This is a genomic window from Neorhizobium sp. SHOUNA12A, from assembly GCF_023006505.1.
Lineage (GTDB): Bacteria > Pseudomonadota > Alphaproteobacteria > Rhizobiales > Rhizobiaceae > Neorhizobium.
Genome location: NZ_JALBGV010000046.1, coordinates 26367 through 46287, shown reverse-complemented (window position 1 = coordinate 46287; position 19921 = coordinate 26367). Strand labels below are relative to the sequence as shown.

18 protein-coding genes and 1 other RNA gene are annotated in these 19921 nt (G+C 60.7%); 7 read left to right on the top strand and 12 right to left on the bottom strand.

What is annotated here, in order from left to right; genetic code table 11:
* On the bottom strand, positions 1 to 955 hold a 955-nt coding region (locus MOV63_RS19970; protein WP_247036167.1), incomplete at its 3' end, for a DEAD/DEAH box helicase.
* A gap of 204 nt (positions 956 to 1159) precedes the next feature.
* Between MOV63_RS19970 and MOV63_RS19965 the strand changes: the two genes are divergently transcribed.
* The 3 genes from MOV63_RS19965 to MOV63_RS33065 all read left to right on the top strand — a co-directional run bounded on the left by MOV63_RS19965 (position 1160) and on the right by MOV63_RS33065 (position 2508).
* Positions 1160 to 1762: a hypothetical protein gene (locus MOV63_RS19965; RefSeq protein WP_247036165.1), complete on the top strand. Its 603-nt coding sequence runs from the start codon at positions 1160 to 1162 to the stop codon at positions 1760 to 1762.
* 313 nt (positions 1763 to 2075) lie between these two features.
* Positions 2076 to 2237, top strand: coding sequence for a hypothetical protein (locus MOV63_RS19960; RefSeq protein WP_247036163.1), 162 nt, complete (start codon positions 2076 to 2078; stop codon positions 2235 to 2237).
* Positions 2218 to 2508 carry a PIN domain-containing protein gene (locus MOV63_RS33065; protein ID WP_366518618.1) on the top strand — a complete coding sequence of 97 codons (291 nt, stop codon included), beginning with the start codon at positions 2218 to 2220 and terminating at the stop codon, positions 2506 to 2508. The genes MOV63_RS19960 and MOV63_RS33065 overlap by 20 nt, the downstream gene beginning before the upstream one ends.
* 58 nt (positions 2509 to 2566) lie before the next feature.
* Here the strand turns inward: MOV63_RS33065 and MOV63_RS19955 are convergent, their stop codons facing one another.
* The 9 genes from MOV63_RS19955 to MOV63_RS19915 all read right to left on the bottom strand — a co-directional run bounded on the left by MOV63_RS19955 (position 2567) and on the right by MOV63_RS19915 (position 9924).
* Positions 2567 to 3391 carry a TIGR00282 family metallophosphoesterase gene (locus MOV63_RS19955; RefSeq protein ID WP_247036161.1) on the bottom strand — a complete coding sequence of 275 codons (825 nt, stop codon included), beginning with the start codon at positions 3389 to 3391 and terminating at the stop codon, positions 2567 to 2569.
* Between the two features lie 2 nt (positions 3392 to 3393).
* On the bottom strand, positions 3394 to 3996 hold the full coding sequence (locus MOV63_RS19950) for a 5-formyltetrahydrofolate cyclo-ligase (RefSeq protein ID WP_247036159.1): 603 nt from the start codon (positions 3994 to 3996) through the stop codon (positions 3394 to 3396).
* Entirely contained in the window at positions 3993 to 5276 is a 1284-nt protein-coding gene (locus MOV63_RS19945; protein ID WP_247036157.1) for a hemolysin family protein, read from the bottom strand. Before MOV63_RS19945 ends, MOV63_RS19950 begins: the two co-directional genes overlap by 4 nt.
* A gap of 263 nt (positions 5277 to 5539) precedes the next feature.
* Positions 5540 to 6568, bottom strand: a complete 1029-nt coding sequence (locus MOV63_RS19940; RefSeq protein ID WP_247036156.1) for a sensor histidine kinase — start codon at positions 6566 to 6568, stop codon at positions 5540 to 5542.
* A gap of 9 nt (positions 6569 to 6577) precedes the next feature.
* Complete coding sequence (locus tag MOV63_RS19935) at positions 6578 to 7021, bottom strand: response regulator (RefSeq protein WP_007751932.1); 444 nt, start codon at positions 7019 to 7021, stop codon at positions 6578 to 6580.
* On the bottom strand, positions 7018 to 8517 hold the full coding sequence (locus MOV63_RS19930; protein ID WP_247036154.1) for an ATP-binding protein: 1500 nt from the start codon (positions 8515 to 8517) through the stop codon (positions 7018 to 7020). The genes MOV63_RS19935 and MOV63_RS19930 overlap by 4 nt, the downstream gene beginning before the upstream one ends.
* Positions 8518 to 9025: 508 nt before the next feature.
* A non-coding RNA gene (gene ssrS / locus MOV63_RS19925) (6S RNA) lies at positions 9026 to 9184 on the bottom strand.
* A 64-nt stretch (positions 9185 to 9248) separates the two neighbouring features.
* Entirely contained in the window at positions 9249 to 9626 is a 378-nt protein-coding gene (locus MOV63_RS19920) for a cell division protein ZapA (RefSeq protein ID WP_038544939.1), read from the bottom strand.
* Between the two features lie 25 nt (positions 9627 to 9651).
* Positions 9652 to 9924, bottom strand: coding sequence for a DUF4164 domain-containing protein (locus MOV63_RS19915; protein ID WP_038544942.1), 273 nt, complete (start codon positions 9922 to 9924; stop codon positions 9652 to 9654).
* Between the two features lie 342 nt (positions 9925 to 10266).
* On the opposite strand from MOV63_RS19915, the gene tkt reads away from it, so the two are divergent.
* Entirely contained in the window at positions 10267 to 12249 is a 1983-nt protein-coding gene (tkt, locus tag MOV63_RS19910) for a transketolase (protein ID WP_247036152.1), read from the top strand.
* Positions 12250 to 12294: 45 nt separating this feature from the next.
* On the top strand, positions 12295 to 13305 hold the full coding sequence (gene gap / locus MOV63_RS19905) for a type I glyceraldehyde-3-phosphate dehydrogenase (RefSeq protein ID WP_247036151.1): 1011 nt from the start codon (positions 12295 to 12297) through the stop codon (positions 13303 to 13305).
* Between the two features lie 264 nt (positions 13306 to 13569).
* Here gap and MOV63_RS19900 read toward each other — a convergent pair whose 3' ends face one another.
* Together MOV63_RS19900 and MOV63_RS19895 are read right to left on the bottom strand one after the other, a co-directional pair.
* Positions 13570 to 14535 (bottom strand): retron St85 family RNA-directed DNA polymerase, encoded by a 966-nt coding sequence (locus MOV63_RS19900; RefSeq protein ID WP_247036150.1) that lies wholly within the window; start codon positions 14533 to 14535, stop codon positions 13570 to 13572.
* A gap of 1 nt (position 14536) precedes the next feature.
* Positions 14537 to 15442: a retron St85 family effector protein gene (locus MOV63_RS19895; RefSeq protein WP_247036145.1), complete on the bottom strand. Its 906-nt coding sequence runs from the start codon at positions 15440 to 15442 to the stop codon at positions 14537 to 14539.
* Positions 15443 to 16547: 1105 nt separating this feature from the next.
* Between MOV63_RS19895 and MOV63_RS19890 the strand changes: the two genes are divergently transcribed.
* Together MOV63_RS19890 and MOV63_RS19885 are read left to right on the top strand one after the other, a co-directional pair.
* On the top strand, positions 16548 to 18395 hold the full coding sequence (locus MOV63_RS19890) for a potassium/proton antiporter (protein ID WP_247036134.1): 1848 nt from the start codon (positions 16548 to 16550) through the stop codon (positions 18393 to 18395).
* 170 nt (positions 18396 to 18565) lie between these two features.
* Complete coding sequence (locus tag MOV63_RS19885; RefSeq protein WP_247036132.1) at positions 18566 to 19771, top strand: phosphoglycerate kinase; 1206 nt, start codon at positions 18566 to 18568, stop codon at positions 19769 to 19771.
* Positions 19772 to 19921: the final 150 nt, after the last annotated feature.

The window sequence follows — 19921 nt, the reverse complement described above, 5'->3', positions numbered from 1 at the left end:
CATGGATGACGAGATCGAGACCTGGCAGGTCGATGCCGCGGGCGGCGACGTCGGTCGCGATGCAGACGCGGGCACGGCCATCGCGCATCGCCTGCAGCGCATGGGTCCGCTCGTTCTGCGTCAGCTCGCCGGAGAGCGCCACGACGGCGAAGTTGCGGTTGTTGAACCGCGCCGTCAGATGATTGACGGCAGCACGCGTCGAGCAGAACACGATCGCGTTGGTCGACTCGTAATAACGGAGCACGTTGATGATCGCATTTTCGCGGTCGGCCGATGCGACGGCGAGCGCGCGGTATTCGATATCGACATGCTGCTTTTCTTCCGCCGAGGTCGCGATGCGCACCGCGTCGCGCTGGTAGCTCTTGGCAAGCTTGGCTATCGCGGCCGGAACGGTTGCCGAGAACATCAGAGTGCGGCGGTCGTCGGGCGCCGATTCCAGGATGAATTCCAGATCCTCACGGAAACCGAGATCGAGCATCTCGTCCGCCTCGTCGAGCACGGCCACCTTGAGGGCCGACATGTCGAGCGCGTTGCGGCGGATATGGTCGCAGAGACGGCCGGGCGTACCGACGACGATATGGGCGCCGCGCTCCAGCGCGCGCCGTTCGCTGCGGATGTCCATGCCGCCGACGCAGCTGGTGATGACCGCGCCGGTCATCTCGTAAAGCCATTCCAGCTCGCGGGTGACCTGCATCGCCAGTTCGCGGGTGGGCGCAATGACGAGCGCCAAAGGCTGCCGCGCCGGGCCGAATTTTTCCGCGTCGCCGAGCAGAGTCGGCGCGATCGCAAGCCCGAAGGCAACGGTCTTGCCCGAGCCGGTCTGCGCCGAAACCAGCGCATCGGAATGGATGAGAGCCGGGTCGAGCATGGATTTCTGGACGGGGGTCAGCGTTACATAGCCCCGTTTCGCCAACGCCTTGGCGATCGCCGGGACGGCGCCGTTGTAATCGGTCATCTAAATCTGTCTTTCGGATTGTCGCGCACGAAGCGCTGTGGCTGCAACACTCGCAGCCGAACTTGCGCCGTTCCTACTTATTTGCAGGGCAAATGTCAAAGAGCATGTCTGCGGGAGGCATCGGTCAAGGCCGCTATTGACGCCAAAAGCTTAATATCTGACGTAAATCTCCCTTAAGTGGGGAATACCTAAGCGGAGAAGGCCATGTCCGACATTTTAAAAAAGCAGGCCGAACTGCAGGCTCAGGCCGATACGATCGTCAGCGCCCTCGGCCTCGATAATGCCTTGAGCTTGGCCGGAAATCCGGTGCGGGTCGGAAGCTCGGCGCTCGGCCTCATCGTCCGCCGCGATATCGACATCACCGTGGTCTGCGAAAGGCTCGACCCAGCCGCCCGCCGAACCGTCGCCGAGATCGCCGGCGAGCTGATGCTCGACAGCCGCGTCGGCGCCGTGCGCTACCGCAACGATAGCGGCCTCTGGAACGTCGAACCGCAAAACTACCCGGACGGCCTCTATCTTGGCCTCACCTACCGGACGGACACGGGCGAAGACTGGAATCTCGACATCTGGTTCATCGACGAGCCGGACCGCCAGCCCGACCTGAAACATCTGAAGACGCTGCTGCCCCGCTTGACCGACGAGGTGCGGAAAACCATCCTCGCCATCAAGGCCGACCTCGCCGCAACCGCGCCGAAAGGCGGCAAGCCTGCCCCGAGCGCGCTTGTGTACGAGGCGGTGCTCGATGGAGAGGTAACAACAACTGCGGAGTTCGAAGAATGGCTTTTGCGCCAGCAGAAACTTAGCTGAACGTCGGAAGCATAGTAGTCTCCACTCAATGCAACCAGGATCTCTGATCAACACCTCTACTGGACTCGCACTAGCGACGATTTCGCGCTATATAAAGGGCTATGGCAAAGGCAGAACTCAAACGAGAATCGACTGGCAGGTGGGTGGTACGCGATTCACACAGCGGTCGCTTTGTCGAAGTGCGTGGCGCTGATTCAATGAAGTCGTCGCAGCTGCCTATAAAGAAGAGCGTCGACCTCACAAAGCCAATTGCTGAACAAGCCCTCGAAGGTGACTCGTCCAAGTTGCGCAAGCCCTCCGTGAAGAGCTGATCTTGCCGGGCGCGCTGCTCGATACCCATACGTTTTACTGGCTGGTCACAGCTGTCGAGACGCTGTCGGAAGACAGCTCTCATCGCAATCGCCGACAACCAAGCGGCGGGAACGCTTTACGTATCGCCAATTACGGCCTGGGAGTTGACGATCGCTTCCCGTAAGCCAGCGCACAGGGATCCGCCAAATCTGGACGCGAAGTCGCCGTCCAAATGGTTTTCGAGGGCCGTCGCGGCGACGGGGACGAAAATTGTTCCAATCAGACAACGGATCGCCTGCGAAGCGGCGGCTGTTGTGATGGATACCGGGCATAAGGACCCAGGAGATTGCTACCTGATCGCCACCGCACGGATTAAGAAAGTCCCCATAATAACCCGCGATGCAGTCATGCTGGATTTCGCCTCACCCGAGTATCTCGAAGTGATTGTATGCTGATATTTTCGGGCGTACGTCGCGCGTTCTGAAGATACCCAACTTCCATGGTCCGCATCTGTTACCGCCAGAAGGACGGGATGGTCTCCGCAAGCCGCGGCCCGATCCGGAGCGGCTCGATCTTCTCCGCAAGGCCTGTCGCATCGGAAATCTCGATGCCAAGGCCGCAGATGGTCGCGGGTCCGGTCGCCGCCTCGAAACGGCCCTTTGGCATTTTCGAGATGAAGCGGTTGAGCGGTTCGTCCTTGTCCATGCCGAGCGATGAGTCGTAGTCGCCGCACATGCCGGCATCCGACATGTAGCCGGTGCCGCCGTTGAGGATCTGGCAATCGGCGGTCGGCACATGCGTATGGGTGCCGACCACGAGGCTGGCGCGGCCGTCGACGAAATGCCCGAAGCACTGCTTTTCGCTGGTCGCTTCCGCGTGAAAATCGAAGATGATCGCGTCCGCCTGTTCCTTCAGCGGCGCAGCGGCGAGGATCGTTTCGGCGCTCTTGAAGGGATCGTCGAGCTCGGGATGCATGAACACCCGGCCCATGATGTTGGCGACCAGAATGCGCGCGCCATTGCGGGCGTAAAAAATGCCGGATCCCTTGCCCGGCGTGCCGGCGGGATAGTTGGCGGGCCGCAGGAATTGCTCGTGGCGGCCGGCAAAGCTCACCGCCTCCTTCTGGTCCCAGACATGGTTGCCGGTCGTCACCACGTCAGCGCCGGCATTGATCGTCTCGAGGAAGATATCCTCGGTAATGCCGAAACCGCCGGCGGCATTCTCGCCGTTGACGATGACGAAATCGAGCTTCAGGTCGGCGACGAGGCTCGGCAGCTTTCCCCACACCGCCACGCGGCCGGTCTTGCCCACCATGTCACCCAGGAACAAAAGGCGCATTCTTATCCAATCTGTGCGCGGCCGATGTCTTCGAAGGGCCGGTAACCGCTTTCCGTCAGGACAGCGTCTAGTCTGATATCGTGAGGTTCAGCAGGAACTGATGCCACTTCCTGGCAGTCGAAGGCAATCCCGATCAGCGTCGGGTTCAGGCCTTTTTGCTGCAGGCGGTGGATCGCCCGGTCGTAATAACCGCCGCCATAGCCGATCCGGTGCCCGCCGCCATCGAAGGCCGACAGCGGCACCAGCATCACCTGCGGCTCGAGTTCCGCCGCATCCGGCCCCGGGCCGAACGTGCCGAACACGCCCGGCACCAGTTCGGCGCCGCGCACCAGTTCGCGGAAGATGATCGTCTTCTTGTCGAGAATGACCGGCACGCAGAGCCGCGCGCTACGGTCCCTGAGATGCGCCATCAGCGGCCGCACGTCGACTTCCGAGCGGATCGGCAGGAAGCCCGAGACGATTGCGCCGGCGTCGAGACTGATTGCTTCGGCCCCATGCGATGCGATGAGAAGGCTCTTCTCGATGCGCTCGACCGGGGGAATGGCATCCCGTGCGGCAAGCCGCGCGGTACGAAGCTCCGCCTTGGTCTTCAAGACGTCCGTCATGCCTTGTCCGACCGCTTGACCAGCAGCTTGTCGATGCGGCGGCCGTCGAGATCGATCACCTCGAAGGTCCAGCCGTTCTTGGTGAAACTCTCGCCGAGTTCCGGCAAGCGTTTCATCTCGTCGAGCACGAAGCCCGCGACCGTCTCGTAGCCGGGATCGTCGCCGAGCGAAAAACCCATCTGGTCGGAGAACTCGTCGACCGGCATCCAGCCGGCGATCAGGAAAGAACCGTCGTCGCGCGATACGATCGCAGGTTCTTCGTCGTTTTCCTCCTGGAACACGCCGGTGATCGCCTCAAGGATGTCGCCCGACGTGATGATGCCTTCGAAATGACCGTATTCGTCGTAGACGAGCACCATATGGGCCGGCGCGCGGCGCAGCGCCTGGATGACGTCGAGCGCGCCGGTGAGGTCGGAGACGACGGGCGCCTCGCGCATGATGCCGCGGATATCCAGCATCTTGCCGCCGGCGATGAAATCGTAAGCGTCCTTGACGAACAGCGTGCCGAGGATTTCGTCGGAACTGCCGTTGCGGATCGGCAGGCGGGAACGCTGCGTGGCACGCAGCTGTTCGCGGATCTCATCCGAATTGTCTTCGATATCGATGACCTCGACATCGCGCCGCGGCGTCATCAGGCCGCGCGCGGTGCGGTCGGCAAGCCGCATGACGCCGGAGATCATGGCGGATTCTTCCGTCTCGATCACGCCGGCGCTCTGGGCTTCGGCAAGCACGGTGCGGATTTCCTCGTCGGTGACCCGGTCGCCCGACTCGCCCCTCTGGCCAAGCAGGCTGAGGACGATTCGGCCGGAAATATCGAGGAACCAGACGATCGGCGCGCCGACCGTCGCCAGCAGTTTCATGGCGGGCGCGACACGGGCGGCAACCGCCTCCGGCGCCCGCAGCGCTATCTGCTTCGGCACCAGTTCGCCGACGATCAGCGACAGATAAGTGATGATGACAACGACGGTGCCGACGCCCAGCCAGTCGGCGAGATTGTCCGCCATGCCCTGCGCCTCGAACCAGGTGGTCAATCGCGCGCCGAGCGTGGCGCCCGAGAATGCACCGGACAGCACGCCGACCAGCGTGATGCCGATTTGGACGGAGGAGAGGAAGCGGCCGGGATCTTCCGCAAGCCGCATGGCTGTGGCGGCACCGCGATTGCCTTGCTCGGCCATGATCCGCAACCGCACGGGGCGGGAGGAGACGACGGCAAGTTCCGACATCGCGAGGACACCATTCAAAACGGTGAGGGCGATGACGATGAGTATTTCGGTTAACAAGAGAAGCTCTTTAATTGGAACAATATGCCTGCACGCGAAACGAACGTGCCGCCCCAGGGAGCGGCCCGCATCCATACGACCACGCCAGAGGCGCTTCGTCCGCGATGCTTCGCGCACAGTTCGGAAAACCAGGACCGGTTCTCGGAGCTATGCACCTTCACTCGCATCCGTAAATCATAGGGTCGTCATGCGGGCATTGCAATGGTTGGAACAAAATGAGGGGTTTGCGCCGCGGAAGCCGTGACCCGGTCGCTGTCGCGCAGCTATTGAAGGCTGACCGTCAGTTCGGCGCGGGTGCCGGCAAGAGACGGCACATAATGGATCGTCGACCCGAGCGTCGCGGCCATGGACTTGACGATGCGGCTGCCGAGCCCGGTTCCCTTCGGCACATCGCCCTCGCGCCAGCCGATCCCGTCATCCTCGACGGCGAGAAGCGCATCGCCCTCGCCCTGGCGCTTGAGCAGCACCCGCACTTCACCTTCGGTGCCGGCCGGATAGGCATATTTCAGCGCGTTGGTGAGCAGTTCCGTGACGATCATGCCGACGGAGACGGCGCGATCGGAGGTCAGCGACAAAGGTTCGGCATCGAGGCGGATCGACGGTCCCCCATCGCCATTGACGGAGCCCTGGACCTCACGCACCAGCGTGCCCAGATATTTGTCCATCTCCACATGCCGGACGTCGTCGGATGTGTAGAGGCTGCGATGCATGCCGGCGATCGCGCTGATGCGCGCCTGCGTCTCGGAAAGAGCGGCCTTCACGTCGTCGCTCTTGCTGCTGGATACCTGTAGGCGGATGAGTGCCGCGACCAGCGCCAGGCTGTTCGCCACGCGGTGATTAACCTCGGCGAGCAGAACCTCGGCGCGTTCCTTGCCGAGGCGAATTTCCTGCTCGGCCTTGTCCTTGGCCCGCCGCAATTCGGCATTGGCGATGCCCTGCGCGATCGCGCTTTCCATCAGCGGCCAGAATTCCTCACCGACCGTCTTGATGACATAGTCGGATGCGCCGCTCTTCAACGCATCGATGGCGATCGTCGCGTCGCTGGAACCGGTGACGTAGATCACCGGAACGACCGAGTCCTGATCTTTCAGCTTGTGAAGGATATCGAGCCCGGTTCCGGTCTTCAGGTAATGGTCGAGGACGATCGCGTCGATACCGCCTTTTTCCACCGCCGCCATTGCCGATGCGGCATCAACGGCGTGGACGACCTGATAACCAGCCCGCACGAAATGGCGTTCTGCCAATCTGGCAAGCGCGAGATCGTCATCGACATAGAGTATGGTTTGCGGCATCGCGTCTCGTTATTGTCCGGGTATCTGCATCACGGCAAAGAACAGCCCGAGCTGTCGGATGGCATGCGCAAAACTGTCGTAGTCCACCGGTTTGGTGATGTAGACGTTGGCGCCGAGATCGTAGCAGCGCTGGATCTCCCGCTCATCGTCCGTGGTCGTAAGGATGACCACCGGCAAACGCTTGGAGTGTGGGTTGGACTTCACCTTCTCCAGGATGTCAATACCCGACATGTCCGGCAGGTTGAGGTCGAGGAGGATCAGCAGATGGCGATCCTGATTCGAGTTTCCGGAACGATCCGCGCCGAGGATAAAATCAAGGGCAGCGTTGCCGTTCGTGAAGGGAACGATCTCGTTGTTGACACCGGCGCGACGGACGTTCTTCTCGATCAGGCGCGCATGGCCTTCATCGTCCTCGATCATCACGATGGTGACTTCTTTACCGGCAGCCTTCATGAGCCGTTACTCCTGACATACTGGGACAGATCCGTGGGCAACCGGATGACGAACGTCGTCCCACCGCCCAATGTGGACGTCACCGTAATTTCACCGCCTAAATTTCTAACTAATGAGCGCACATGCGCAAGACCGATACCCTCGCCCTGCTGGTCCTGAACGCCCGAGCGGCGGAAAAGCTCGAAAACCCTCTCGTGATCCTCCTGGGCGATACCCCGGCCATTGTCTGAAACCTCGATCCTGATCGCGGCGCGGCCAAGCGGCATGGCCTTGACCGACAGGCTCAATGGCCGATCCGGATGTTTGTATTTCACCGCATTGTCGAAGAGATTGCCGAAAATCTGTTCCAGCGAAAATCGGTCGGTAACAAGGCCCCGCGCCTGAGCGACCGAAATATTCACCTCTCCGCCCGCTTCGCTGACCTGGTGGTAGATGCTGGCGGCGGTCGCCTCGAGGAGTTCCCCGAGATCGATCCTCTCCGGCTTCAGTTCGCGCCGCCCGTCGCGGGAAATCTTCAGGATGGCGTTGATCAGCCCATCCATCTTCTTGGTGGACGAGCGAATGAAGGCGATGGCCTCCGGCAGGTCCTGCTCGACTGCGACACGGGCATCGTTCACGTCGGTTTCCGACAGCGGCGTCCCGTCGGCCAGCACATAGGTGCTGATCGACTTGAGGCTCGCGTCGAGTTCGCTGGTGAAACCCATGATGTTGACCAGCGGCGCGCGCAGGTCGTGCGAGACGATATAGGCATAACGCTGGATTTCGCGGTTCGCCTGGATCAGATCCTGGGAACGCTCGTTGACGCGCTCCTCGAGCCCGGCATTGAGCTCCTCGACTTCGGAGCGGGCCCGTTGCAGTTCGCGGACGTGCTGGCCGACGATCAGGATCGCACCGCCGATGACGAGGATGATCATCAGGCCGCCGCCAATGGTGATCCATTGTAGCGCCGTTGCCGAATCATTGAGGTCGTCGACCCCGGTCCCGATCCGCCCGTCCGTGTCACGGAGCAGCGTGCCAAGGATTGTCGTGATGCCTTCCATCAGCTGCCGGCCATAGGCGCCGCGGATGACTTCGATCGCCCCGATGGCATTTCCCTTCTGCACCATCTCCACCGTCGACTGCATCTCGGCGAGCTTGTCGTCGATCAGCGGGTCGAGTTGCGCAAATGGGACTTGCATGGCGTCCAGATTGCCGGCAGCCCTTTTCAGTCGCTCGCGCAGTCGCGGAATAACCGTGCTGGCGGTCGTATAGGGGATCAGGAATTCAGCATCCTGCGTCAGCACGAAACCACGCTGGCCGGATTCGGCTGCCCGGAGGAAAAGCTGCATGTCCGCGGCAGCACTTCTAAGCTCGCGCAGCTTCACCACGTCCTCAAAATAGACCTGCGTCGTCCGTGCCAGGAGGAAGGAGGACAGCACGATCGCCAACAGGATGGCGCCCCCGACCAGAAGCATCAACAGCGAAGATCGGGCGAAGGTGGATTTCAAAAAGGGCATCGATACGGCCGGCGAGTGAACGGGACGGCAAGAACTTGGGGGCGCGGCCCCCGTTGTCAAGCGAAGGCCGAAGAATAGATTGGTGCACGTCGAGAAGATCCACCTCGTTTGAAAAGAGGATTAAGAGTCTCGTCCAAACCGTGACCACGCGGCGCCAAGTCCACGATATGGTGGATAAATTTGAGAATTCTTAAATATAGATCTGGCCCGGCATTCGCAGTTGTCGCCGCCGGATGAACAATCGACAGCCAAGCCGATCAGTCCGGACCCGATTTCGCCCGTCCTGCACGTGCCAAACAGATGCGAGAATAGATCATCCGGTCAATATGCGAATCGCGGATATTCAATAAGGATGACCGCGCGGGAAAGACCCCCCAACCAGCAGTCCCGCCTCTCGGCTGCAGTCCGGAATGCAGCTGAGTGTTTAAGCCAGGCGGTCTTTGCCTTGCATGCGGCTGCGACTTCACTGTCGCCGGAAGCCGGAAACAATCAGGTCAAAAAGGGAGAAGTGCGATCCGCGGCAACCGATGGATGTTTACGATCCTGGGTGCCTACAAACGTAGGTGGGCGCCGTGTGTCCAAGCCCACGGGCCTGGCCAGGGACAGCTCCCTTTGGATCGAGTATGGCCCCAGGGATTGTGGTTCCTGTCGTGAGGCGCAGATCGCATCGGCAATATATGTGTGATTGCCGGTCCGCACCAGTGGCGGCAAGTCTTTATTATCGACTTCGTTCAGTTCACCGGAGCGGGCGTGCGGCCGTTGAGCTTGGCGGTCAGCCCGTCGAGCCGCGAGGCGAGCTCGCCGAGCGCCGAGACCACGTGCTGCTCGTTGCGCTGCTGGGTTTCAAGCGCGCCGTCGCGGTTGGATTTGAGTGCCGCGACCTCGGTCTCGAGCAGACCAAGCTTGCGGGTCATCTCAGACAACTCGTCCATGATCATGATGCCGGCCATCACGGTGATGCGCAGATCGCCGATCTCGCCGAACTGGCTTTTGAGGTGCCCTACGTAGCGGTCGAATCGATCGGCAAGTTCGGTCAGGTGGCTTTCCTGTCCTTCCTCGCAGGCCATGCGATAGGCCTTGCCGTCGATCATCACCGTTACCTGGGCCATGGCATTCCCTTTTGATCCTGGCGCATCAGCGATCGAGCACGGCGCGGATGGTTTCCATCGCCGTCACGAGACGCCTCGAGACTTCCCGGTTTACTTCTTCCAGTCGATTGGCGCGGAATTGCGACTGGTCGAGCTCCTGCGCGAGCCGCGCCCGGTCCGCGTGCACCCGGCGGACCTCGCCCTCCACGTCCTGGGTCTCGCGCTGGCGCTCGATGCGCGCATCGACGGCGCTCTCAAGACCGCCGATCGCCGCCTTAAGTTCCGAAATCACCATGTCGATCGTCTTTTCCGACGGCATGCGAAGCTTCCTGTCGATACACGAAATGAGCCGAATCGATACGATCGACCTCTCCAACAAGGCCGGAAGACTATTCACCGCCTGCAAGCCGGTCAATCAATCGAGACCCTTCAAACATGTCCTAACTGTGGATCGTCAACTATGTTTCTGCCCCTCGCCACATGCTGCACAGAATTCCGGCAGCTGCAGGAAAGTTCGTCATGATGGCCTCGGCGCGACGGCGCTTTTGTTGACTTGCGCGTTGCACCTGCTAAGGATCACCCGCTCTTAGGTGGTCCCTGGGCCACTCTTCAAGTGGTCCAACGCGGACCGTGACCGACACCCGTAAAAAGCGGATTAGCCATGACCTCTCTCGACAAACATAACCGGATGGCGAACGCGATCCGATTCCTCGCCATGGATGCTGTAGAGAAGGCCAATTCCGGCCATCCCGGCCTGCCGATGGGCGCTGCCGACATCGCGACGGTTCTGTTCACCCGCTACCTGAAATTCGATCCGAAGAACTCGCTCTGGCCGGACCGCGACCGTTTCGTGCTGTCCGCCGGCCACGGTTCGATGCTGCTTTATTCGCTGCTGTTCCTCACCGGTTACGAGGACATGACGATGGAGGACATCAAGCAGTTCCGCCAGCTCGGTTCCAAGACCGCCGGCCATCCGGAATACGGCCATGCCTCGGGCATCGAGACGACCACCGGTCCCCTCGGCCAGGGCATCGCCAATGCCGTCGGCATGGCGATCGCCGAGCGCAAGCTGGAAGAGGAGTTCGGCTCCGACCTGCAGAACCATTTCACCTACGCGCTCTGCGGCGACGGCTGCCTGATGGAAGGCATCAGCCAGGAAGCCATCGCGCTTGCCGGCCACCTGAAGCTCAACAAGCTCGTGCTCTTCTGGGACAACAACTCGATCACCATCGACGGCGCCGTCTCGCTGTCGGACTCGACCGACCAGGTGATGCGCTTCAAGTCCGCCCACTGGAACACGATCGAGATCGACGGCCATGATGTCGATCAGATTTCGGCTGCGATCGAAGCCGCCCAGAAGTCCGACCGCCCGACCTTCATCGCCTGCAAAACGATCATCGGCTTCGGCGCCCCCAACAAGCAGGGCACCCACAAGGTTCACGGTTCGCCGCTCGGCGCCGAGGAAATCGCCGCAGCCCGCAAGGCGCTGAACTGGGAGGCGGAAGCCTTCACCGTTCCGGCCGACGTTCTCGATGCCTGGCGCCTTGCCGGCCTGCGCTCGACGACGGTGCGCAAGGACTGGGAAGATCGCCTCGCCGCCACCGCTGCCGAGAAGAAGGCCGAGTTCGTGCGCCGGTTCGCCGGCGACTTGCCGGGCAATTTCGACAGCGCCATCGACGCCTTTAAGAAGAAGATCGCCGAGAACAACCCGACGGTTGCCACCCGCAAGGCATCCGAGGACGCGCTCGAAGTCATCAACGGCATCGTCATCGAAACGCTTGGCGGTTCGGCCGACCTGACGCCGTCGAACAACACCAAGACCAGCCAGATGAAGTCGATCACCCCGACCGATTTCTCCGGCCGCTACATGCACTGGGGCATCCGCGAACATGCGATGGCCGCGGCCATGAACGGCGTCTCGCTGCATGGCGGCCTGATCCCCTATTCCGGCGGCTTCCTGATCTTCTCGGATTACTGCCGGCCGTCCGTCCGCCTCGCAGCCCTGATGGGCATCCGCGTCGTGCACGTCTGGACGCATGATTCGATCGGCGTCGGCGAAGACGGCCCGACCCATCAGCCGGTCGAACAGGTCGCAGCGCTGCGCGCCATCCCGAACCTCTTGATCTTCCGCCCGGCCGACGAGACCGAGACGGCGGAATGCTGGCAGCTGGCGCTCAAGGAAAAACACCGCCCGTCCGGCCTGGCGCTGACCCGCCAGAACCTGGCGCCGGCCCGCAAGACCTATGAGGAGAAGAACCTCTGCGCCCAGGGCGCCTACGAACTCGTCTCCGCGGCCGACGCCAAGGTGACGATCTTCGCGTCGGGTTCGGAAGTCGAGCTGGCGCTGAAGGCGCAAGCCGTCCTCGATGGCAAGGGCATTGCGACGCGCGTCGTTTCCGTCCCCTGCGTCGAACTCTTCTTCGACCAGCCGGAATCCTACCAGACCGCGGTCGTCGGCAACTCGCCGGTCAAGATTGCGGTCGAAGCCGGCGTGCGCGAAGGCTGGGACCACTTCATCGGCCCGAAGGGCACCTTCATCGGCATGAAGTCCTTCGGCGCCTCGGGCCCTGCCAAGGATCTCTTCAAACACTTCGGCATCACCGCGGAAGCGGTTGTTGCCGCAGCCGAAAAAGAGCTCGCCTGATCCAACTGAAATTTCCAAGACAAGCTAAAAGCGGGAGTATGTGAAATGACTGTCAAGGTTGCCATCAACGGTTTCGGCCGCATCGGCCGTAACGTGCTGCGCGCGATCGTCGAATCCGGTCGCACCGATATCGAGGTCGTCGCCATCAACGACCTGGGCCCGGTCGAGACCAACGCCCACCTGCTGCGTTACGACTCGATCCACGGCAAATTCCCGGCAAGCGTCGAAGTCAGCGGTGACACGATCATCGTCGGCGGCGGCAAGCCGATCAAGGTGACCGCGATCAAGGACCCGGCGACCCTGCCGCACCGCGAACTCGGCGTCGATATCGCGCTCGAATGCACGGGCATCTTCACCGCCCGCGACAAGGCCGCGGCCCACCTGACCGCCGGCGCCAAGCGCGTCATCGTCTCGGCGCCTGCCGACGGCGCCGACCTCACCGTCGTCTTCGGCGTCAACCACGACCAGCTGACCCGGGAACACCTGGTCATCTCCAACGCGTCCTGCACCACCAACTGCCTGGTTCCGGTCGTCAAGGTCCTCGACGACGCCGTCGGCATCGACCACGGCTTCATGACGACGATCCATTCCTACACGGGCGACCAGCCGACGCTCGACACGATGCACAAGGACCTCTATCGCGCCCGTGCAGCCGCCCTCTCGATGATCCCGACCTCCACCGGCGCCGCCAAGGCCGTCGGCCTGGTGCTTCCGCACCTCAAGGGCAGGCTCGACGGCACCTCGATCCGCGTGCCGACCCCGAACGTCTCGGTCGTCGACTTCAAGTTCGTCGCCAAGAAGACGACCACGGTTGCCGAAGTCAACGAAGCGATCAAGTCCGCGTCCAACGGCGCCCTGAAGGGCATCCTCGGCTACACCGAAGAACCGCTCGTCAGCCGCGACTTCAACCACGACAGCCATTCCTCGATCTTCGCGATCGACCAGACCAAGGTGCTCGAAGGCAATTTCGTGCGCATCCTCTCCTGGTACGACAACGAATGGGGCTTCTCGAACCGCATGGCCGACACGTCGGTCGCGCTTGCCAAGCTCATCTGAGCATCACAGACGCTGCCTTCGGGCGGCATCGGCAAGATATGGACCTCCTCCCTGAAAAGGGAGGGGGTTTTTGTTTGTGGGCATGGTGGTGATGGGGGCTGCCAACTTCGATAAAAGCAGGGAATTCGATAGCAATGCCACCGGCCATGAAGCACTGATGGAACCCATTGCGCCACTAGCGAACCCAAAGTAGCGGTCAGATACCGGCTGCCTGCGCAGCTACAGTGCAGCTCCTCGGTGGTCTACTCCTGATCAAAATCAGCATTAAGCATCCGGGGGCCGTAAATTACGGCGGTCTTTTGCGCCAATGGTCTGCAGTCGCATGATCGTCTCCAAACCATACCTGCGCTCAAGCACGTCTATGAAACCAGGTTCGACGGAGTGAACGAAGGCAAGCATTCCGGCTAGCTTTTGAAGTTGTCGATCGTCCAGGCGCCCCTGCGATGCCGCGTGGGTTGCAGCATGAATTGCACGCTTCCGTCTCTTGCCGATGGTGACGCGCCCGTCATTCGCAAGGATCAAACCAGTAACGCTTCGACTGAACTTCTTCGTGACGTGAGTAGTTTTGTCGGGGTGAAGTTGGAGCCTTGGATAAGCAATCTCCCGCAACGCCCTCTTAACTGTCTTCTCTACGTCAACCAGATTCCAGGATCGGTCAGCGGAGAAGGTAAGGTCGTCGGCATATCTGGTATAAATGACCTTATCCTTTGCCACTCCGGCGCTGATAATTTCATCGAACTGAAACATTAGAACATTGGAAAGCGCTGGTGAGGACGGCGCGCCAATCGCGAGCTGCATAGCGTTGGAGCTCCTGGGGCGCTGAAACAAGAGAGACGCCGCCAGCTCGCGTTCTGAATGGTTCTCCAGGATGGAAAACTCCGCACAGTAGCTCATCCAGTTCGCTTTACGGATCGATGGAAAGAAATCCTTGAAATCCATCTTTAAGATTGAGCCGGAACCGGCATGGGCAGTCGCATTATCAAAAATCGACAGGTTTGGTCGATATGCCATTGCCGCAGGATGGACCGGCAACTTGCTGAGATACAGCTCGACAAATGCCCGCTGTAAGAGCTTGACCTCGGTTGCAGGTTGCGAGATTAGCCGCTTTCCCCCACTACGCTTGTCAATCTTGTACTGTTTGTAGCGATGAGGGGCGGACTGCATAATCCGCTGAACGACCACCTCAGATAGCCCTGTTTCAATCGCCATGGCCCTAAGCAAGCTAACCATGTCAACCCCTCGCCATTGCAGCTTGGATACTGCTGAAACGGGTCCCATCGGTGGTCTTCCAGTGCTCCATGACGGCTGCTTGCCATCGAATCTTATCCAGCTTTTCCCGATCCTTGCGGGACTCGAACTGGAGGGCCTTGTTTCGATCCAAGGCCGAAAAATACGTCTCAATACCCCGCTTATCCTGCATGATCCAGTCAGCGAACTCAGCGCAGAGAAGGTAGTTTTTCAAAGTGTCCAAGGGGGTGGCGAGCCCGAGGCAATCGAGGTGAAACGCGATTTCATCAATCGTTAGCGCACCATAGTTTTGAATGAGCCCAACCACAAACTTGATGATATGCCCTGGTCGTCTAGGGTCAAATGTCGTGCGCTCCCTTGATGTCTGCTCTCTTGCTCGTATAGCGGCCTGCATCTGGGTAGAGAGAACGTCAATCTTTACGTCTCCGACCTGCCGAATGTTTGGGATTCCTATGTCGTTGCGATGGAGAACGCATATTGAGGTTCTGCCAAACTCGTTTTCCAGGGCTCTGATTGGTCCGAGAGAGATAAATGAACTTGCGCTATAGTGCTCATCATCAATGACTACTAACAGGCGATGGGCGATGTCTGGCACCATCGCAAATGCACCCAGCTCTGCGGCGCTTCCGAAGCTTTCAGAGAACAGGACAATAAGTTCTGATATTTGCGCAATATGCGCCTCGAAGGTCAGAATGTCCTGATAATTGCCCTTTGGAAAAAAAGCGTTCAACTGCTCCGCGAGCAGCATCGTATAGCGCCGGTATGCTTTTTCATGAAGCACTCGCGTAAACGCCTCACGCAACGACGGCGGCTTGACTGCCCTAACGTCCACGGGTCCGCCGCAGAGGAATAGGAGAGGCGTTGGCGAGTGGACACGTACCGTTGACATGTCCACTCGCTCAACCAACTCGGGAATGGAGCGATCTCTTAGCACTTACCTTTGAAGACGTGGAAGGTTTCGACGTCTTGTCGAGCGGAAGCGGTCTGAAGACGACAAGACGTCGAAACCTTCCACGCAACAAAAGAGTTACCAGTGATGTGAGGTCCGGCGAAACGCCCGACCAAGCAGAAAATCTGCTCTTCGCGTAAGTGTTGCATGCTCTAGTATCGACTCCTTACCTGAGCAGCGCCACCTAAGCACGACAGCCTAAGAAATTCAACCGAAGTAAACAGATTTGTCGCTACGGTAGGCTGAGATAGCTACCGCCGCTCCAGAGGCCGAAATGGCAATGCCATCAAAGATTTGTTTGGGGACGAAAGGGGCATCGGTGACATTCACTCCTAAGACCGCGAAGCTAAGTCCCGCCGCACGCCTCACCGCCATTTTTTTCACCCTCCATCATCCCCACCCCTCCAACCCATGCCTACAATCCCCCCGCTTCCGTCGCCGGAGTGTTTCGCGAGACGTTCGCGGGCAGGCGGAGGCCGGCGCTTTCATCAAAACCGTAACGTGCGGGGATGGTGGAAGAGGTGAAAGCCATGGAGTGTGTGTCGCAAGACGGCCATTCCTATCAAGCCTCCCCCGGACAGCCATGTCCGGTTCGGTTGAGCCGTGCAAGTGGCAGGATTTCCCGAAAGGAGATCGCGAATAAAGCCACGCAGCGAGGCGAGATGATCACCTGTAGGGGCCGGAAGCCTCGAAAGAACGCCGAAGGCCACGCGAATGCGGAGCCACCTATTTAAAATCTATCGAGGTTCCGCATTCGTGTGGGCTCTCCGATAATCCAGCGCCCCCAAAAGTGGGTATCGGTTTTGGGACAGGACGCTTGGCAAAAAAGTGAAAAGCCGCCGGCACCAAGGCACTGGTCCGTCTTTTTTATCCCCTGCCCTTCTCTTGCCGGAATTGTTCCCGCCTAATCGATCAGTCGATTCGCCTGGCCCTCGGCCGGGATCTGCCCCATTCTTGCATGGCCGCGTTGCGGCGTGGCACAGTTCCGGTCCGGGGCTGCGGACGGGGATGGTGTCGGCGAGAGGTGCGAAGGAAGGGACTTTAGGTGGAGGCTTTTTATATCGTCCTGCTGGTCGGCACGGTCCTGGTGCTGGCGGCTGCCCTTTCGAGCCTCCTCGCCTTCCGCTTCGGTGCTCCCCTCCTGCTGATCTTCCTGTCGATCGGCCTGCTCGCCGGCGTCGATGGCCTCGGCATCCGATTCGAGAACTATTCCTTCACCTTCATGCTGGGCTCGCTGGCGCTGGCGATCGTACTGTTCGATTCCGGTTTCATGACCCCTATCCACTCGTTCCGCCTTGCCGCGGCTCCGGCGATCACGCTTGCGTCGGTTGGGGTGCTGCTGACGACCGGCATCTTCGCCCTCGGGGCGATGATCCTTCTGAACTTCAACTGGCTCGAAGGCCTGCTGCTCGGCTCGATCGTCGCCTCGACGGATGCCGCCGCCGTCTTCTTCCTGCTGCGCGTCAGCGGCATCAACATCCGCGACAAGGTGCGCTCGACGCTCGAAGTCGAGTCCGGCACCAACGACCCGATGGCGATCTTCCTGACCATCGCGCTTGCCGAGCTTCTGGCGACCGGCCAGGGACTTTCCGGCCTCGACCTGCATTTCCTTTTCCTGTTCGTCGAGGAAATGGGGCTCGGCGTCATCTGCGGCCTGTTCGGCGGCATGATGATCGTCTGGGTGCTGAACCGCTTCACATCCGACCGGGGCCTCGCGCCGATCTTCGTGCTGACGCTGGCGCTGCTGGTGTTTTCCTTCACCGGCGCCATGGGCGGCAGCGGCTTCCTGGCGGTCTATGTCGCCGGCATCTATTCCGGCAATCGCAAGATGTTCGCCAAGCCACAGATCATCCGCTTCAACGAAGGGCTGACCTGGCTTGCGCAGATCATCATGTTCCTGGTGCTCGGCCTGCTCGCGACGCCTTCGCAATTCCCGGCTATCCTCTTGCCGGCGATCGGGCTGGCGCTCTTCCTGATCTTCGTCGCTCGGCCGATCGCCGTGTGGCTCAGCCTGCTGCCCTATGATTTCACCCAGCAGGAGACCAGCTTCCTCGCCTGGGTCGGCCTGCGCGGCGCGGTCTCCATCCTGCTTGCGATCATGCCGGTCTTGAGCGGCGTCGAGAACGGCCAGCTCTTCTTCAACACCACTTTCATCATCGTGCTGGTCTCCCTCCTCGTCCAGGGCTGGACGATCAAGCCAGTCGCCCACAAGCTCGGCCTCATCATTCCGCCGCGCATCGGCGCCGTCGACAAGATCGAGCTCGACCTGCCGGGCACCGCCCATCACGAGCTGATCTCCTACCGCGTCATGAAGGACAGCCCGATCCTGCAGGGCGAGCGCATCCCCCGCTGGGCCATGCCGTCGCTGGTCATCCGCGACGGCCGCAGCATGCGTTACCAATATGCCGGCCGGCTGAAGGAGAACGACCAGGTCTACCTGTTCATCTCGCCCGCCTATTCGAAACTGCTCGACCGCATCTTCGCAAGCCAGGTGCCGGTCGACGAGGACGATGCAGAATTTTTCGGCGCGTTTGCGATCTCGCCGACGAGGCCCGCCAAGGAGCTCGATGCCGCCTACGGCCCCGGCCTGCTCTCCGCCAACGAACAGAACATGACCGTCGGCGACCTGGTGACCTCGCGGCTCGGCGGCCGCGCGGATTATGCCGACCGCATCCGCTTCGGCTCGATCATCCTGATCGTGCGCGAACTCGACGAGCACGAACATGTGCGCAGCATCGGCATCTCGCTGGAACCCGTGGAGCCGGCGACCAATCTGCCGATCTTCATCAACATGCGCGAGATCGCCCACCGCGTCCGCGATCTGATCCGCAAATACCGAGGCAAGCACCTCCCCGTGAAACCGGGCGCCGTGCCGCCCGATGGCCCGGCGTAGAGTCGCGAACGCTCAAATAAAATCCTCCACCCGCTGCATTGTCGCGGTAGAATCGGCGTGCGGCTTATCTGCCGCAGACGGAATATGGATGGCTGCGACCAATCGTCTTGCGTCGCCGGTCAGGCATAGTAAGGTCCGCTACGAACTTTCCGAGTAAATGGATTAGCATCATGCCGGCCTTCAAAACCCTTGACGACCTCACCGATATCGCAGCCAAGCGCGTGCTCGTGCGCGTCGATCTCAACGTTCCCGTCGCTGCCGACGGCAAGGTCACCGACGCGACCCGCATCGAACGCGTCGCCCCGACCATTCTGGAACTCTCGAAGAAGGGCGCCAAGGTCATCCTGCTTGCCCATTTCGGCCGTCCGAAGGGCGAGCCGGTCGCCGACATGTCGCTGTCGCTGATCGTTTCTGCCGTCAACCAGGTCCTCGGCCACAAGATCCTCTTCGCCTCCGATTGCATCGGTCCGGAAGCCGAACAGGCCATCGCCGGCATGAAGAACGGCGATATCCTGCTGCTCGAAAACACCCGTTTCCACAAGGGTGAGGAAAAGAACGACCCCGGCTTCACCGAGGCGCTCGCCAAGAACGGCGATATCTTCGTCAACGACGCCTTCTCCGCAGCCCACCGCGCCCATGCCTCGACCGAGGGCCTCGCCCATCACCTGCCCGCCTATGCCGGCCGCACCATGCAGGAAGAACTCGAAGCGCTCGAAAAGGGCCTCGGCAATCCGGCCCGCCCGGTCGTTGCGATCGTCGGCGGCGCCAAGGTTTCGACCAAGATCGACCTGCTGCAGAACCTCGTGAAACGGGTCGACGCGCTGGTGATCGGCGGCGGCATGGCCAACACGTTCATCGCGGCACAGGGCATCGATGTCGGCAAGTCGCTCTGCGAGCATGACCTTGCCGACACGGCCCGCAAGATCATGGCGGAAGCCGAAGCCTCCAATTGCGCCATCGTGCTGCCGGTCGACGGCGTCGTCGCCCGCGAGTTCAAGGCAGGTGCCGCCAATGAAGTGGTCGATATCGACAAGATTCCGGCTGACGCCATGATGCTCGACGTCGGGCCGAAGTCGGTGGCAGCCGTCAACGAATGGATCTCCAAGGCCTCGACGCTCGTCTGGAACGGCCCGCTCGGCGCCTTCGAGATCGAGCCTTTCGACAAGGCGACGGTCGCTGCCGCAAGGCATGCCGCAGCCCAGACGAAAGCCGGCAAGCTTACGTCGGTTGCAGGCGGCGGCGATACGGTCGCCGCCCTCAACCATGCTGGCGCTGCCGACGACTTCTCCTACGTCTCGACCGCCGGCGGCGCATTCCTGGAATGGATGGAAGGCAAGGATCTGCCGGGCGTCTCGGTGCTGATCAAGGCCGCCTGATCTGTCATTTTCCGAAACGGAGCGCGTGCCATATAGGGCGGCGCGCTCCCGAGTTAACTGGTTTAAAAAATTTTAGATGTTTTAAACGATTGAAAGCATTTCAATCGTTTCAATAGCTTACCGTAGGATTTCCCTTTAAAATAACTTCTG